Source organism: Piscinibacter sp. PDB1-1, from assembly GCF_056675995.1.
Window position 1 is genome coordinate 1,851,986 of sequence record NZ_JBWVZJ010000001.1, and the last position, 12,910, is coordinate 1,864,895.

Genomic DNA, 12,910 nt, shown 5'->3' on the forward strand with positions numbered 1-12,910 from the left:
TTGTGCCGCAAGGGTACGTGCGAACGCCCCCCACGCACTCAATGCCCGCCCCTTGGACTGAGGGGTTGCGGCACACGCCGCGCGGGCGGCCGCTCACTCTGCGCTTGTCAGGGCGCTGCACTCACGGCCGCACGGCCGGTGACTCGATGGCCATGCCGCGATCGCGCCAAGCCAGGTAGAGCTCCAACTCGACCAGCTCGCTCGCGCCGTAGGCCGGGACGTCGGCACGCACGCCGGTCAGGCAATTGCGCAGGCGGCGCTGAAGCGAGCCGAGCGATTGCCACTCCAGGCGATACAGCGGGTAGCCATTGGCATGGCCTTGCGGGATCAGGCTGCCGCCGAGGCGCCCGCCGGCGCGCTCGTCGTGGCACTGCGCGCATGACAAGTCGAGCTGCCCGATACGCTGGCGGTACAGCGCTTCGCCGCGGTCGCGGTGCGCTCGCAGGCGGGGGTCGTTCACCGGTGGCGCCACCGACAGGCCGCGCGACTGCAACGCAACGAAGCTTTCGAGTGCCAACAGTTCATGGCTCTCGGCGGCGAGCGGGCGCTGCTGCTGGTGGCGCTCTCGGCATAAGTTGATGCGCTGCGCGAGGTTCACAGGCCGCGCGCTGGCGGCATCGAAGGCCGGGTAGCGCGCTGCCACGCCGGGCATCGAATGGGCGGCATCACCATGGCAGGCGGCGCAAGCCTCACCGGTGCCAGCCGGCGCGCGCGACCACAGCGCCGCGCCGTCCTGCACCCACAGCATCGCCGGGTTCTGCGTGTCGTCGCGCTGCATGGCCTGGGTTTGCGGGCTCATGTCGGCGAAACCCGAGCGGCGCGCATCGGCCGCCGGCCCTGGTGCAGGCGGTGCGCAGGCCGCCACCGCGAGCAGCAGGCCGATCGCGGCGGCCCGCTTCATCATCATTCAGTGACCGTGATGGACACGCTCTCGCTTTGCCTGAAGCCGTTGTCGCCTTCCCACTCGAAGCTGATCGTGCCGCTCTCGGTGGCCACGGTATGAAAGGCGATGTACGGGTTGGCGGCGACGGCCGGGTAGAGCTGCGCGCTGAAGACGAGTTCGCCGTTGTAGCGGCAGCTGAATCGGTTGATGAGGTCGCGCGGCTTGATCTGGCCGTTGGCGTCGGGGCGAAAGCCGGTCTCCATCACGTGGGCGATGAGGGTCTTGATCTCGATGACGTCGCCGCGCTTGGCGGTCGGGGGGGCGGTGATGAGGGTGCGGGCCATGGGTTCTTGGGTCAGGGTGGAGCGGGCCTTCGATACCTCAGGCTGAGCGGTCGGAGAGCGTTTGATGACCCGCATGCCACCACCCGCTTAGCCTGAGGTATCGAAGGCCCACACCGATGTACATGCATCACTCCAGACAAGCCGCCAGCGTGACCAGCACATCGACGGCATGCGACCAGTAGCTGCCATCGCTCAGCCGCGCCACCGCCACCAGTTGCTGCGAGGTGGCAAGGCGAATGCGGGTGGACACCTCGGCCCGCCCCGCGCGGGGCCCGAGCGTGAATCGCACCACATCGCGTTGCGGGTTGCGGTCGTTGAAGACGGCGATGCCGGTCACATGCTCATCCGCGGTCATCGGGCTTTGCACCTTCACCGTGATCGGCACGGCGTTGCCGTTCTCGACCAGCGTGGACACCTGCAGCGTCACGCGCCCGGTCTGCAGCCTGCCGCCATTGGTGTAGCCGCGGATCGCCGCCTCCATCTCCGACGAGGTGGCGTGCGCGGGCCGCACGATCAGCGCCGCGCTCGCAGCCAGGCCGAGTTGCAGGAGTTCGCGGCGGTGCAGCGAGGCCGTCATTTCAGCGTGACCAGGTACGCGACCACGTCTTCCACCTGTTGCGCCTCGAGCAGCGTCTTGCCCTGCCAAGCGGGCGCCACGCGTTGCAGGCCCTCGCGGCGAAAGTAGGCCGGCATGATGCTCTGCGCGTTCAACTGGCGCGAGTCGACGATGCGCGCGCGCAGTTGCGCTGCCGACCAGCGCGCACCTGCACCGGCGAGGTCGGGTGCGAGCGTGCCCTGGAAGGCTTCTTCGGGGATGGGCGCCGTATGGCACAGCAGGCACAGGCCGGTCTGCCGGCTCGCGACGATCGCGCGGCCGCGCGCCGCATCGCCCGGCGTGGCGGTGAGCGGCGAGGGCAGCGCGTCACCGCCGGCACCCTGCGCCTGCACGGCACCGGCACACAGCGTGAAGACGATCCCGGCCAGCGAGCGCATCAGGCCTTCTTCAGGCCGTGGTTCTTCAGCGGCAGGTCGCGGATGCGCTTGCCGGTCGCCGCGAAGATCGCATTCAGCACCGCCGGCGCGGCCACCGCGATGGTGGGCTCGCCCACGCCGCCCCAGAAGCCGCCCGAGGGCATCACGATGGTCTCGACCTTGGGCATTTCGTCCATGTGCAGCACGTTGTAGGTGCTGAAGTTGTCCTGCTCGATGCGGCCGTCTTTCACCGTGCACTCGCCGTACAGCGCCGCCGACAAGCCGTACACGAACGAGCCTTCGACCTGCGCCTCGATCTGCTGCGGGTTGACGGCGTGGCCACAGTCGGTGGCCGCCACGATGCGGTGGATCTTGAGCTTTCCTTCGTCACTCACCGACACCTCGGCCACCGCGGCCACGTAGCTGCCGAAGCCCATGGTCTGCGCGAGGCCTCGGTACACGCCGGCCGGCGCCGGCGTGTCCCACCCGGCGCGTTCGGCGGCGGCGTTCAGCACGGCCAGGTGCTTCGGGCTCTTGCCCATCAGCTTGCGGCGAAAGGCCAGCGGGTCCTGCTGCGTGGCGTGCGCCAGCTCGTCGAGGAAGCACTCGAGGTAGATCGTGTTCTGGTTCAGGTTCACGCCGCGCCAGAAGCCCGGCGGCACGTGCGGGTTGCGCATCGCGTGGTCGATCAGCAGGTGCGGCACGGTGTAGCCGATCGAGGCCTCGGGCCCCCGTGGGTTGAGGCCCTGGAAGACCACCGGGTCCTTGCCGTCGCGGATCATCTGCGGGAACACGCCAGCCAGGATCGACTGGCCCGAGATGCGCATGTGCAGCGCCTGCAGCTCGCCCTGCGCATCGAGCCCCGCGCTCAGCTTGCACTGCGTGACGGGGTGGTAGCGGCCGTGCGTCATGTCTTCTTCGCGCGACCAGATCAGCTTGATGGGCGTGCCCGGCATCTGTTTCGCGATCAGCACCGCCTGCGTCACCCAGTCGTGGATCGCGCCGCGCCGGCCGAAGCCGCCGCCCAGCAGCAGCTTGTAGACCTCGCACTTCTCGGGCGGCAGGCCGGCGGCCTCGGCGGTGGCGGCGAGTGCGGCCTCGCCGTTCTGCGTGGGGGTCCAGACTTCGCAGCGCTCGGGTGTGTACGTCGCCGTCGCCGTCATCGTCTCCATCGTCGCGTGGTTCTGGAACGGGTACGAGTACACCGCCTCGATGCGCCTCGCCGCCGTGGCCAGCGCGGCCTTGGCGTCGCCATTGCTGTTGCCCACCGCGGCGGTGGGCGCGTCCAGCCCGGCCTTGAGCGTGGCGGCGATGTCGGCGCTCGCCACCTGGGCGTGAGGGCCTTCGTCCCACTCGATCGGCAGCGCGTCGAGCGCGGTCTTGGCGTGCCACCAGGTGTCGGCGATCACCGCGACGGCGCTCTCGCCCACGCGCACCACCTTCTTCACGCCGGGCTTGCCGGCGATGGCGGCGGCGTTGACGCTCTTCACCTTGCCGCCGAAGACCGGGCAGTCCTTGATCGCTGCGTTGAGCATGCCGGGCAGCTTGAGGTCGCTGCCGTAGACCTGCTTGCCGGTGAGCTTGTCGCGCGTGTCCAGGCGCGCCAGCGGCTTGCCGAGGAGCTTCCAGTCCTTCGGGTCTTTCAGCGCCACCTCGGTCGGTGGCGTGAGCCTGGCGGCGGCGAGTGCGACCTTGCCGTAGCTCGTCTTGCGCCCGCTCGGCGTGTGCGTGATCACGCTGGCGGCAGCGCTGCATTCGGACACCGGCACCTTCCATTGCCCGGCCGCGGCCTGCACGAGCATCGTGCGAGCCATCGCGCCGCCCTTGCGCGTGTAGTCGTGCGACTCGCGGATGCCACGGCTGCCGCCGGTCGAGAAGTTGCCCCAGGCGCGCTTGCGCGCGAGGTTCTGGCCGGGCGTGGGGTACTCGGTGGTCACCTTGGCCCAATCGCAATCCAGCTCTTCGGCCACCAGTTGCGCCAGGCCGGTGAGCGAGCCCTGGCCCATTTCGGAGCGAGCGATGCGGATCACCACGGTGTCGTCGGGCTTCACGACGACCCAGGCGTTGATCTCGGGCGTGCCGGTCGCCGCGGCAGCGGCGGTTGCGGCACCGGCGAATGGAATATGGAAGCCGACGACGAGACCGGCGCCCGCACCGATGAACTCGCGTCTGGACAGCGCGGCGCTCATCGACAGACCTTCGCGCTCCGCACTCCGGCATTCGCCCTTGGGGCGACGCGGCGAGCTCATGTTGTGCTCCCGTCGATGTGCTGGATGTGGATCGCAGCACGCTTGGTGTCGCCACCCGAGGCTGCCGCGTGGATCGCCGCACGCACGCGGTTGTAGGTGCCGCAGCGGCAGATGTTGGTCATGGCCTCGTCGATGTCGGCATCGGTCGGCTGCGGCTTGGCCTTGAGAAGTGCCGCCGCGGCCATGATCATCCCGGACTGGCAGTAGCCGCACTGCGGCACATCGAGCGCGGCCCAGGCCTTTTGCACCGGGTGGTCGCCCTGGGCCGACAGGCCCTCGATGGTGACGATCTTGCTGCCCGCCTCCACCGTGGACACCGGCCGCACACAACTGCGCGTGGGCACTCCGTCGAGGTGAACCGTGCAGGCGCCACACTGCGCGATGCCGCAGCCGTATTTGGTGCCGGTGAGGCCAAGTTGCTCGCGCAGCACCCACAGCAAGGGCGTGTCGGCATCGGCTTGGTACGTGAGTCGCTTGCCGTTGACGTTCAAGGTGGGCATGAGGGTCTCCGCGCGGGCCGAAGCCGGAGCGGGCAGCATGCGACAAGCCAATAACCCGCGCAAGCCGAGGGTTCCACCGCACCGGCGTCCACTTCTGCTTGGGCGCAAGATGCAGCCCCGCCCGAAGGAGACCGCATGACCTTCCCGCCCCTCGCGGCCCTGGCCGCAGCCGTGATGGCAACGCTCGTATCGCCCGCCGCGCAGGCCACCGACCCACCCGCCAAGGCGCTGCTGCAGCAGCGTTCGCTCGCCGCCACCTGCGCGGCCTGCCATGGCACCGACGGCGGCGCGCAAGCCGGCACGGCGATGGTCTCCCTGCGGGGTCGCGATCGCACCGAGCTGCTCGGCCTGCTCACCGCGTTTCGAGATGGCGCGCGCCCCTCGACGGTGATGCAACAGATCGCCCGCGGCTACACGTCGGCGCAACTCGAACAGATCGCCGACTACTTCGCCGCGCTGCCGAAGGGGGCGCCATGAAGCGACGCCATCTCGTGCTGGCCAGCGGCGCCACGGCCGCGCTGGCCGCCTGCGGCGCATTGCCCGGCGCGACCGCGCGCGCGCAGGTGGTCGTGATCGGCGGTGGATTCGGCGGCGCGACGGCGGCGCGCTACGTGCGCTTGTTGTCGGGCCAGACGATCGAGGTGCTGCTGATCGAGCCAGAGCCGAGCTTCGTCTCGTGCCCGGTGTCGAACCTGGTGCTGAGCGGCCGGCGCACGCTGGCCGACCTGACCACACCGTACGACGCGCTGGTCTCGCGCCATGGCGTGCGCTGGGTGCGCGACCGGGCGACGTCGATCGACACCGCGGGCCGCACGGTCACGCTCGGTGGTGGCGCACGCATCGGCTACGACAAGCTGGTGGTGTCGCCCGGTGTGGAGTTGATGTTCGACGAGATCGCCGGCCTGCGCGCAGCCCACGCGAGCGGCAAGGTGCTGCAGGCCTGGAAGGCCGGGCCCGAAACGCTCGCCCTGCGACGCCAGCTCGAAGCCATGCGCGATGGCGGCGTGGTGGCGATCTCGGTGCCCGAGTCGCCCTACCGCTGCCCACCCGGCCCGTACGAGCGCGCCAGCGTGATCGCCGCCTACCTCCAGCGTGCCAAGCCGCGCAGCAAGGTGCTGATCCTCGATGCCAACCCCGACGTCACCTCCAAGCCCGGCCTCTTCAAGAAGGCCTGGGCCGATCTCTACCCCGGCATGGTGGAGCACCGACCGCTGCACAAGGTGGTGGGCGTGGAGGGCGATCGCGCCAAGGTCGAGGTGCAAGACGACGTGCGTGCCGACGTGCTCAACCTCTTGCCGCCCATGCGCGCCAACACCATCGCGCAGCAGGCCGGGCTGATGAATGCCGGCCGCTGGTGCGGCGTGCACTGGCTCACGCTCGAATCCACCGCCGCGGCGCACGTGCACGTGCTCGGCGACGCCGTGCTCGCCGCCGGCGGCATGCCCAAGAGCGCGCACATGGCCAACGCGCATGCCAAGGTCGCGGCGGCGGCCATCGTGGCGCAGCTCGCGGGCCTGGCGATCAACCCGCAGCCCATGCTCACGAACACTTGCTACAGCTACGTGGCCGACGACAGCGCCATCCACGTGGCGAGCGTGCACGAGTACGTGGCGGCCGAGGCCACCTTCAAGCCGGTGGCGGGATCGGGGGGCGTGTCGTCGGCGCGCAGCGCGGCCGAGGCCGCCTACGCGGAGGGCTGGGCGCGCAACATCTGGGCCGACACGCTGGGCTGACGCCGCCGTCGGCGCGCCACGCCCAGCACACCGAGCCCGACCGCGGCGAGCACCAGCGCGCCGGGCTCGGGCACCGGCGCCACTTGGCCGAAGTACAGGTTGTCGATCTGGCCGATGTTGCGCGTGAGGGTGTAATTGAAGCGAAGCCCGGAGATGCCCCCAGGCGAATGGAAGTTCGCGACGCTGTGGAGGTTCATGGGCGTGTCGTAGGGCTGCCCGTTCTCATCCCAGTAGCGCCCACCGGTGGTGGCCACCACCCGGTAGCCGCCCGGTCCGATGGCGATGACCTCGGCCGGGAATGCCGCCGGGGTCGGGATCGTGAACGACAGGCTCACGAAGGTCGGCAAGGTCCTGTCGGTGAAGTCGATGCTGAAGGCGGGCCCGCCCAGCAGGTACTGGCTCTCTTTGTAGATGGAGAAGTCGCCTCGCGGCCGCACGTAGGCGTCCCGGATGTCCACGCCGAACGGGTCGTAGTAGTCGCCGAGCGGATCGGCGTACCAGGAGGTATCTCCCGGCGGGTGCGGGCTGTAGGGCCGCTCGTCGAAGCTGATGACTGTGGCCTGGGCCGCACCGGCCAGCGTGGCGGCGATGGCGGCCAGCGCGAGGCGGTGGCCGAAGCTTGGAGCGACATGCATGGTGGTCTCCGGTAGTCGACGGATCACGCCCTCGTCATTGCCCGCCCCGACGACGACGCCGCATCGCGACACCCATCGTGCCCAGGCCGGCGGCCCACAGCGCCAGCGTCGCCGGCTCGGGCACGGCCGCCACGTTGCCGAAGTAGAGGTTGTCGAGCACGGCCTCGTAGCGGAAATTGATCACGGTCGAGAACTGCAGCCGCGCGATCCCTGCAAGCGAACTGAACGAGGCCCGGGTTCGGTGGTTGTACGGCGTGTCCACCCAGTACGGGTAGTCGGGCAGGCCGATGTAGCTGCCGCCGGTGTTGGCCGTGCCCAGCACGCTGCCATCGGCGCCGTAGGCCGTCACGGTGGCGCGAATCGGGGCCACGGGCGAGCCGAACACGAAGCTCACGTGGGTGGGCAGGCTGGCCTCGGTGAAGCTGATGCCGAAGCTGTTGCTGCCGAGGAGGTACTGGCTGCCAACGTAGCCGCCGCCCGTGGCGGGCTGCAGGAATCCGATGTCGAAGCGCACGCCCAGGTGGGCGTACTGGTCGGTGATGAGGTTCGCGATGAAGGGATCGTCGGGACCCTCCAACCAGGGCCGCTCGTCGAAGGTGATGAGCGTGGCCTGGGCGACGCCGGCAAAGCCCAGGGAGACAGCCATGAGTGCAAGTCGAGGGCACAGGCGAGTGGTGTGCATGCTGACCTCCTGGTGCAAGCCCTTCAGGTGGGCAATCGGTATCCCGGCGGCGGCTCAGGCGTCGATGGCGTGGCTTCGCGCCTTGCGGCCCCGCGCAGCCACCCCCACCACGGTCAATCCAGCGGCCCACAGCGCGAGCGTCGCGGGCTCGGGGACCATGGGCACGCTGCCGAAGTAGAGGTTGTCGAACTTCGCATCCGTGCGCGAGATCGCATACGTGTCGAAGCTGATCTGCGAAATGCCTTGCGGCGAGTGGAAAGTCACCCACTGTCGATCGATGTACGGCGTGGTGACGAAGTCGCCAAGCTCCGGGTCGTAGCGGAAGCCGCCGGTGTCGGCCATCTGGCTGAACGATCCCGGCCCGGTGGCTGTGGCGGTGGCCTGAGTGCCAGCGAGGTTCGACGACAGCACCAGGCTCACATACGTGGGCAAGGTGGCGCTCGTGAACGAAAGGCTGAAGTAATTGCCGCCGATCACGTACTGGCTGTTGGGAAACGTGAGGTCGCCGTCGGCGGGCTGCAGGTACGCGCCGCTGAGGTCAACGCCGAGGTGGTCGTACACGCCGTCGAGCGGGTGGGAAGACCAGCCCTGCAGTGGATCGTTCACGTAAGGGAACTCATCGAAGGTGATGAGCGTGGCCTGCGCGGCGCCGGCGATCGTGACGGCGGCCAAGGCCAGCACGGCGCGCGGGATCAGGTGGGCATGCAGCATGGTGACCTCCCCTGCAGATGGTCAGTGGCAGGGCAATTGGCATTCCCTGCGCTGCTGCGCTTGGCTTTTAGTACATCCCAGGGCCCTGACTTCTATGGGCAGGTATAGGTGCTGTCCCCATGCGGCGCGGCGCGGAACTCCGGCAGCGCCTCGGCTTGCGCCGAAAGGCTCACCAGATTCGGGAAGTGCGCGCTGGGCAAATCCTGCTCGTTCAACATGTGTCGCGCGAAATACCAGGCCACCGCCGCGCTCACGCCGGCCTGGTTGATCTGGTCGCGGGCGGCCGAGAGCGGCACGCGGGCCAGCTCCTGTTCGAGCAGGCCGAAGGCGGCGTTGACCTGGCCCATCACGCGCTGGAGCCAGGGCTCGTGCCACTTCTCCTGCGGGCGCAGGCCACGCTCGTAGATGATCTGCACCGCCTTCTCGCAGGCCGCCTGTGCGAGCCCGATGAGGCGCAGTGCGTGGCGCAGCTCAGCCAGATCGGTGGGCATCAGGCTGCGCGGATTGGCCAGGGCCTGGGCGTACTCAAGGATCAACGGCGAATCCATCAGCACCGTGCCGTCGTCGCATACCAGCGTGGGCGCCTTCACGACCGGGTTGATCTGCTGGAACTCCTTGAAGGTGCGAAACACCGACAGTGACTGGTGCTCGAAGCGCAGCCCGAGCAGTTGCAAGGAGATCGCGACGCGCCGCACATAGGGCGAGTCGAGCATGCCGATGAGTTTCATGGTGCGCGCGGTGGAAAGGGTGAGTGCGAGGCGGGTGGGTGTGAAGTGTGCCGCCGGGTTCATCCGGAGTTGAGCACTCGGGCTTTGAGGCTCTCGCCGGGCGAGGCGAAGTGACCGCCGCCCAGGTGGTGCAAGGTGTGCAGTTCGGTGTTGTCGCCGCGAAACGACCAGTGCCCGCCCACGAACACGCGCGCATCGGCCCAGGCCGAAACCACCTCGCCGAAGCAGGTGTCATAGGCGTCTTCGGTGTGCGGCTCGCGGATCAGGCGGCACTCCAGGCCGGCCACGCAGCCATCGACAAACGGCAGGCCGAGCTGCGGCGAATCGAAGTGCGCCAGGCCGAAGCGCGCAAACTTGTCGGCCACCTCGGCGCCCGACACGCTGCCCACGGTGTAGGTCGCGTCGAGCAGCGCGCGGCCGGGCAGGCTGAGCGTGAAGCCGCCGCTTTTCATCATCAGCTCGCGGGTGTACGTCTTCTTGTCGACGACCACCGCCACGCGCGGCGGCACGAACTCCACCGGCATCGACCACGCCGCAGCCATCACGTTGCGGCGGCCGCCGTGCGCGCTGCCCACCAGCACGGTGGGGCCATGGTTGATCAGGCGGCAGGCATGGGCGAGGTCGACGGGCTGCTTCATGCGCGCAGTCTAGGCCCGCTGCATCGCGGGCCGGCCGAGCCGGGCATTCGTGCCGAACGTCTTACCGGCCGCAGGTACGGCGCACCGCCCCGCGTTCTGTCACATGAGTCACACGCCGCGCCTGCGCCGTGCCAGCGCCACCACCCCCAGCCCGGCCGCCAGCAACGCCAGCGACGCCGGCTCGGGCACGGGCGGCACGCTGCCGAAGTACAGGTTGTCGATCAAGCCGGTCGTGCGCGTGATGGCATAGGTGCTGAAGCTCAGAGAGGAGATGCCGCTGGCCGAATGAAAGGACGCCAGGCTGTTGGGGTGGTAGGTCGTCTGGATCAGGCCGATGTCGGGCCCACCCCAGGACACGCCTCCCGTGCCGAAGGTGGCGCCGTAGCCGGGGCCGCCGGCGTCGACCCATGCCTCGTTGGGTGGCACCGGCGAGCTGAACCTGAGGCTCACATAGGTTGGCAGCACACCGGTGAAGCTGATGTGGAACGCCGGCCCGCCCAGCACAGACTGCGCGCCCGGGGCGCCGACGAGGTAACCCTCGCTGATGTGCACGCCGAGCGCGTCGTACTCGTTGGTGATGGGATCGGCGTCCCAGGTATCGCCCCAGGGCTCTGTCCCTGGAACACGTGCGCGCTCCTCGAAAGTGATGAGCGTGGCCTGGGCGCTCAGGCTGGCGGCCGCCAGCAGGGCGAAAACGCCCAGGTGGCGCAGGTAGCTCAGGAAGCTCGGGCGGCTCGGGCGGCTCTGCATGGCGCTCTCCTTGCGTGTTGACAGCAAGGGGCGCCGGCAAGTCGCGTTCCTGTTCGTTCTTCTGCGCCCTTGCGGTATGACCTGCGCTGCCGCTCAGGGCGGGCTGGCCACGGCCTCATCGATGAAGGCCACCCACACCGCATCGGGAGTCCAGATCCCGTCCATCAGTTCGAACGCGCTCCCTCGCGGAGCGCCCTGCCGCAGCATGCGATACAGCCCGATGAAGGCCGAGACGCGGATGTTGGCAGCGCAGTGAACCCACAGCTTCTCGCCGCCGTGCGCGTCCATCGCATCGAAGAAGGCATGCAGGTCGGCGCGCGTGGGCGATGCGAACTGCACCGGGATGTGCACGTACCGCATGCCGAGCGCTTGCACGGTGCCGGCTTCGTCGGGCAGCGAGTAGCGCGGGTCGTCGTGCAGCGCGAGGTTGATGACGGTGGTGTAGCCCGCGGCAGCGATCTCACCGAGCTGCGCCACCGAGGGTTGCCCCGAGGTGGCGAGCGTGTCGTTGACGGCGCGGTACTTGTGGATGGCGTGAAGCGGGTTCGTCATGCATTGCATGGTGAGGGAGTGCGCGTTGGCGCTCAAGCGAAACCTCTTCACGCGCACATGAAGCCCGTTCATGAACGAAGGGCCAAGGCGCGGCTCACTTGCCGTAGAGAACCATCTGCGTGCAGCGAAAGAGCGCGATCGTCTTGCCCGTCTCGCGGTGCGTGACCACCGAATCCCACACCTGCGTGGTCTTGCCCAGGTGCACCGGCTTGGCGATCACCTCCACCGTGCCGTTGCGCGCCGTGCCGAGGTGGTTGGACTTGAGCTCGACGGTGGTGAAGCCCGCCGCACTCTCGGGCAGGTTGACCACGCAGCCATAGCCCGCCGCGGTGTCGGCCAGCGTGACCACGCTGCCAGCATGCAAGAAGCCGTTGGGCGCCATCAGGTGCTGCACCACCGGCATCTCGGCGCGGATCTCACCCGGCTCGGCCAGGGTGATGACGATGCCCAGATGCCCCGGCAGGTTGTCCGCGCCGCGCTGGTTGAGGTTGTCCGCGGTGATCGAGGTCATGAGCAGGCTCCGTGCACTGTTGGGTGTGCAGGCGATTCTGCCCAAGCGCGGCCAGGCGTGCCGGGCCGGCCGCGCAGCATGCGGCTCAACGCTCGACGGTCAGGAATTCGCGGGTTTGAAATAGCGCGCTTCGAGCGCCTTGGCGTTGGTCAGGTGCAGCGTGACCATCACGCGCTCCCAGAACGTCAGCGGCTGGATGCGGCCATCGGGCAGCGCCAGTACCGCGCCCAGGATGGGCTCGTCTTCGATCCTGGATTCTTGATAGGCCGGGGCCCTCAGTGCGTCACCCATGCTGTTCCCCTTTCACGGTGTGCGGCAGACAGATCTGGTGCGGGCCGACCCGCGTGTAACCAGTTGTAGCCAGGTGCAGTCTAGAGCGCGCGAGACGCCTTGAACAGAGGGGAAGCAGCCCCCCGCCTGCGGGCCGCTAATCGAGAAAGCCGGAATCGTCGGCGTCGGTGTCGTCATCGCGCCGCAATGGCTTGAGCATGTTCATGCCGGTGATGCCGTAGCCACTGGAGCGGTACAGCGCCTGCGCGCTGGTGTTGAAGCTGAACACGTGCAGGCCCATGTTGGGCAGGCCGAGGTCGGCAGCGATGCTCTCGATCTGATCGAGCGCTGCCTTGGCATGGCCGCGGCCGCGGAACTCGGGGCGGATGCGGATGCTGTAGACGTAGCCCATGCGGTGCTCGCCACTGCCGAGTACGCCGAACCACAGGGTGCCGATGGGCTCCTGGGTGGCGTCGTGCCAGACCTCGTAGAAGTGGTGCTCGGGCGTGGCGATGCCCTGGGGCAGCAGCCGCTCGAACTCCATCCGGGCCCGCGCCTTCGCACCCTTGCGCGGCCAACGCCCGGCCTGGGAGTTGTCCTGCGCATATTCGGCGATCGCGATCTCGGCAAAGCCATCGAATTGCTCGGCCCGCATGGGCGTCAATCGCGTCTTGTGAAGGTCGGGCAGGCGGTTCATGAACTGGCGAGCATATCGGGATGCACAAGGCCGAGCGAAAGCGTCAGTGAACATC

General features: G+C 68.7%; 18 protein-coding genes. 2 read left to right on the forward strand and 16 right to left on the reverse strand.

The window, feature by feature from the left end:
- Positions 1-121 precede the first annotated feature (121 nt).
- The 6 genes from soxA to AC1KAR_RS08605 all read right to left on the reverse strand — a co-directional run bounded on the left by soxA (position 122) and on the right by AC1KAR_RS08605 (position 4,948).
- Complete coding sequence (soxA, locus tag AC1KAR_RS08580) at positions 122-901, reverse strand: sulfur oxidation c-type cytochrome SoxA (RefSeq protein WP_480316480.1); 780 nt, start codon at positions 899-901, stop codon at positions 122-124.
- Between the two features lie 2 nt (positions 902-903).
- On the reverse strand, positions 904-1,227 hold the full coding sequence (soxZ, locus tag AC1KAR_RS08585; RefSeq protein WP_480316482.1) for a thiosulfate oxidation carrier complex protein SoxZ: 324 nt from the start codon (positions 1,225-1,227) through the stop codon (positions 904-906).
- A gap of 127 nt (positions 1,228-1,354) precedes the next feature.
- Positions 1,355-1,804, reverse strand: a complete 450-nt coding sequence (locus AC1KAR_RS08590; protein WP_480316484.1) for a SoxY-related AACIE arm protein — start codon at positions 1,802-1,804, stop codon at positions 1,355-1,357.
- On the reverse strand, positions 1,801-2,220 hold the full coding sequence (gene soxX, locus AC1KAR_RS08595; protein WP_480316485.1) for a sulfur oxidation c-type cytochrome SoxX: 420 nt from the start codon (positions 2,218-2,220) through the stop codon (positions 1,801-1,803). The genes AC1KAR_RS08590 and soxX overlap by 4 nt, the downstream gene beginning before the upstream one ends.
- Positions 2,220-4,448 carry a xanthine dehydrogenase family protein molybdopterin-binding subunit gene (locus AC1KAR_RS08600; RefSeq protein WP_480316486.1) on the reverse strand — a complete coding sequence of 743 codons (2,229 nt, stop codon included), beginning with the start codon at positions 4,446-4,448 and terminating at the stop codon, positions 2,220-2,222. The genes soxX and AC1KAR_RS08600 overlap by 1 nt, the downstream gene beginning before the upstream one ends.
- The gene (locus AC1KAR_RS08605; RefSeq protein ID WP_480316487.1) at positions 4,445-4,948 is read right to left on the reverse strand and encodes a (2Fe-2S)-binding protein; all 504 of its coding nucleotides are present in this window, start codon (positions 4,946-4,948) and stop codon (positions 4,445-4,447) included. The genes AC1KAR_RS08600 and AC1KAR_RS08605 overlap by 4 nt, the downstream gene beginning before the upstream one ends.
- Before the next feature lie 135 nt (positions 4,949-5,083).
- On the opposite strand from AC1KAR_RS08605, the gene AC1KAR_RS08610 reads away from it, so the two are divergent.
- Both AC1KAR_RS08610 and AC1KAR_RS08615 read left to right on the forward strand, forming a co-directional pair.
- Positions 5,084-5,425, forward strand: coding sequence for a c-type cytochrome (locus AC1KAR_RS08610; protein ID WP_480316488.1), 342 nt, complete (start codon positions 5,084-5,086; stop codon positions 5,423-5,425).
- Positions 5,422-6,681 carry an NAD(P)/FAD-dependent oxidoreductase gene (locus AC1KAR_RS08615; RefSeq protein WP_480316489.1) on the forward strand — a complete coding sequence of 420 codons (1,260 nt, stop codon included), beginning with the start codon at positions 5,422-5,424 and terminating at the stop codon, positions 6,679-6,681. The genes AC1KAR_RS08610 and AC1KAR_RS08615 overlap by 4 nt, the downstream gene beginning before the upstream one ends.
- Here the strand turns inward: AC1KAR_RS08615 and AC1KAR_RS08620 are convergent.
- The 10 genes from AC1KAR_RS08620 to AC1KAR_RS08665 all read right to left on the reverse strand — a co-directional run bounded on the left by AC1KAR_RS08620 (position 6,633) and on the right by AC1KAR_RS08665 (position 12,855).
- On the reverse strand, positions 6,633-7,316 hold the full coding sequence (locus AC1KAR_RS08620) for a PEP-CTERM sorting domain-containing protein (RefSeq protein WP_480316491.1): 684 nt from the start codon (positions 7,314-7,316) through the stop codon (positions 6,633-6,635). The genes AC1KAR_RS08615 and AC1KAR_RS08620 overlap by 49 nt on opposite strands.
- Before the next feature lie 34 nt (positions 7,317-7,350).
- The gene (locus tag AC1KAR_RS08625; protein WP_480316493.1) at positions 7,351-7,962 is read right to left on the reverse strand and encodes a PEP-CTERM sorting domain-containing protein; all 612 of its coding nucleotides are present in this window, start codon (positions 7,960-7,962) and stop codon (positions 7,351-7,353) included.
- A 90-nt stretch (positions 7,963-8,052) separates the two neighbouring features.
- Positions 8,053-8,709, reverse strand: coding sequence for a PEP-CTERM sorting domain-containing protein (locus AC1KAR_RS08630; protein ID WP_480316495.1), 657 nt, complete (start codon positions 8,707-8,709; stop codon positions 8,053-8,055).
- Between the two features lie 92 nt (positions 8,710-8,801).
- Entirely contained in the window at positions 8,802-9,437 is a 636-nt protein-coding gene (locus AC1KAR_RS08635) for a glutathione S-transferase family protein (RefSeq protein ID WP_480316497.1), read from the reverse strand.
- Positions 9,438-9,496: 59 nt separating this feature from the next.
- On the reverse strand, positions 9,497-10,075 hold the full coding sequence (locus AC1KAR_RS08640) for a flavin reductase family protein (protein WP_480316499.1): 579 nt from the start codon (positions 10,073-10,075) through the stop codon (positions 9,497-9,499).
- 108 nt (positions 10,076-10,183) lie between these two features.
- A complete protein-coding gene (locus AC1KAR_RS08645) occupies positions 10,184-10,825 on the reverse strand; it encodes a PEP-CTERM sorting domain-containing protein (RefSeq protein ID WP_480316501.1) in 642 nt (213 codons plus the stop codon).
- Between the two features lie 93 nt (positions 10,826-10,918).
- Complete coding sequence (locus AC1KAR_RS08650; protein WP_480316503.1) at positions 10,919-11,377, reverse strand: protein tyrosine phosphatase family protein; 459 nt, start codon at positions 11,375-11,377, stop codon at positions 10,919-10,921.
- Positions 11,378-11,471: 94 nt separating this feature from the next.
- Complete coding sequence (locus AC1KAR_RS08655; RefSeq protein ID WP_480316505.1) at positions 11,472-11,888, reverse strand: PaaI family thioesterase; 417 nt, start codon at positions 11,886-11,888, stop codon at positions 11,472-11,474.
- 99 nt (positions 11,889-11,987) lie between these two features.
- Complete coding sequence (locus tag AC1KAR_RS08660) at positions 11,988-12,179, reverse strand: hypothetical protein (protein WP_480316506.1); 192 nt, start codon at positions 12,177-12,179, stop codon at positions 11,988-11,990.
- A gap of 136 nt (positions 12,180-12,315) precedes the next feature.
- Positions 12,316-12,855: a GNAT family N-acetyltransferase gene (locus AC1KAR_RS08665; RefSeq protein ID WP_480316508.1), complete on the reverse strand. Its 540-nt coding sequence runs from the start codon at positions 12,853-12,855 to the stop codon at positions 12,316-12,318.
- Positions 12,856-12,910 lie beyond the last annotated feature (55 nt).

Excerpts from the sequence above, each read along its gene's own strand:
- AC1KAR_RS08640 (WP_480316499.1), bottom strand. The coding sequence starts at position 10,075 with ATGAAGCAGCCCGTCGACCTCGCCCATGCCTGCCGCCTGATCAACCAT.
- soxX (WP_480316485.1), bottom strand. The coding sequence starts at position 2,220 with ATGCGCTCGCTGGCCGGGATCGTCTTCACGCTGTGTGCCGGTGCCGTG.
- AC1KAR_RS08635 (WP_480316497.1), bottom strand. The coding sequence starts at position 9,437 with ATGAAACTCATCGGCATGCTCGACTCGCCCTATGTGCGGCGCGTCGCG.
- AC1KAR_RS08620 (WP_480316491.1), bottom strand. The coding sequence starts at position 7,316 with ATGCATGTCGCTCCAAGCTTCGGCCACCGCCTCGCGCTGGCCGCCATC.
- AC1KAR_RS08660 (WP_480316506.1), bottom strand. The coding sequence starts at position 12,179 with ATGGGTGACGCACTGAGGGCCCCGGCCTATCAAGAATCCAGGATCGAA.
- soxA (WP_480316480.1), bottom strand. The coding sequence starts at position 901 with ATGAAGCGGGCCGCCGCGATCGGCCTGCTGCTCGCGGTGGCGGCCTGC.
- AC1KAR_RS08625 (WP_480316493.1), bottom strand. The coding sequence starts at position 7,962 with ATGGCTGTCTCCCTGGGCTTTGCCGGCGTCGCCCAGGCCACGCTCATC.
- AC1KAR_RS08655 (WP_480316505.1), bottom strand. The coding sequence starts at position 11,888 with ATGACCTCGATCACCGCGGACAACCTCAACCAGCGCGGCGCGGACAAC.
- AC1KAR_RS08615 (WP_480316489.1), top strand. The coding sequence starts at position 5,422 with ATGAAGCGACGCCATCTCGTGCTGGCCAGCGGCGCCACGGCCGCGCTG.
- AC1KAR_RS08600 (WP_480316486.1), bottom strand. The coding sequence starts at position 4,448 with ATGAGCTCGCCGCGTCGCCCCAAGGGCGAATGCCGGAGTGCGGAGCGC.
- AC1KAR_RS08590 (WP_480316484.1), bottom strand. The coding sequence starts at position 1,804 with ATGACGGCCTCGCTGCACCGCCGCGAACTCCTGCAACTCGGCCTGGCT.
- AC1KAR_RS08645 (WP_480316501.1), bottom strand. The coding sequence starts at position 10,825 with ATGCAGAGCCGCCCGAGCCGCCCGAGCTTCCTGAGCTACCTGCGCCAC.
- AC1KAR_RS08650 (WP_480316503.1), bottom strand. The coding sequence starts at position 11,377 with ATGACGAACCCGCTTCACGCCATCCACAAGTACCGCGCCGTCAACGAC.
- AC1KAR_RS08605 (WP_480316487.1), bottom strand. The coding sequence starts at position 4,948 with ATGCCCACCTTGAACGTCAACGGCAAGCGACTCACGTACCAAGCCGAT.
- AC1KAR_RS08630 (WP_480316495.1), bottom strand. The coding sequence starts at position 8,709 with ATGCTGCATGCCCACCTGATCCCGCGCGCCGTGCTGGCCTTGGCCGCC.
- AC1KAR_RS08610 (WP_480316488.1), top strand. The coding sequence starts at position 5,084 with ATGACCTTCCCGCCCCTCGCGGCCCTGGCCGCAGCCGTGATGGCAACG.
- soxZ (WP_480316482.1), bottom strand. The coding sequence starts at position 1,227 with ATGGCCCGCACCCTCATCACCGCCCCCCCGACCGCCAAGCGCGGCGAC.
- AC1KAR_RS08665 (WP_480316508.1), bottom strand. The coding sequence starts at position 12,855 with ATGAACCGCCTGCCCGACCTTCACAAGACGCGATTGACGCCCATGCGG.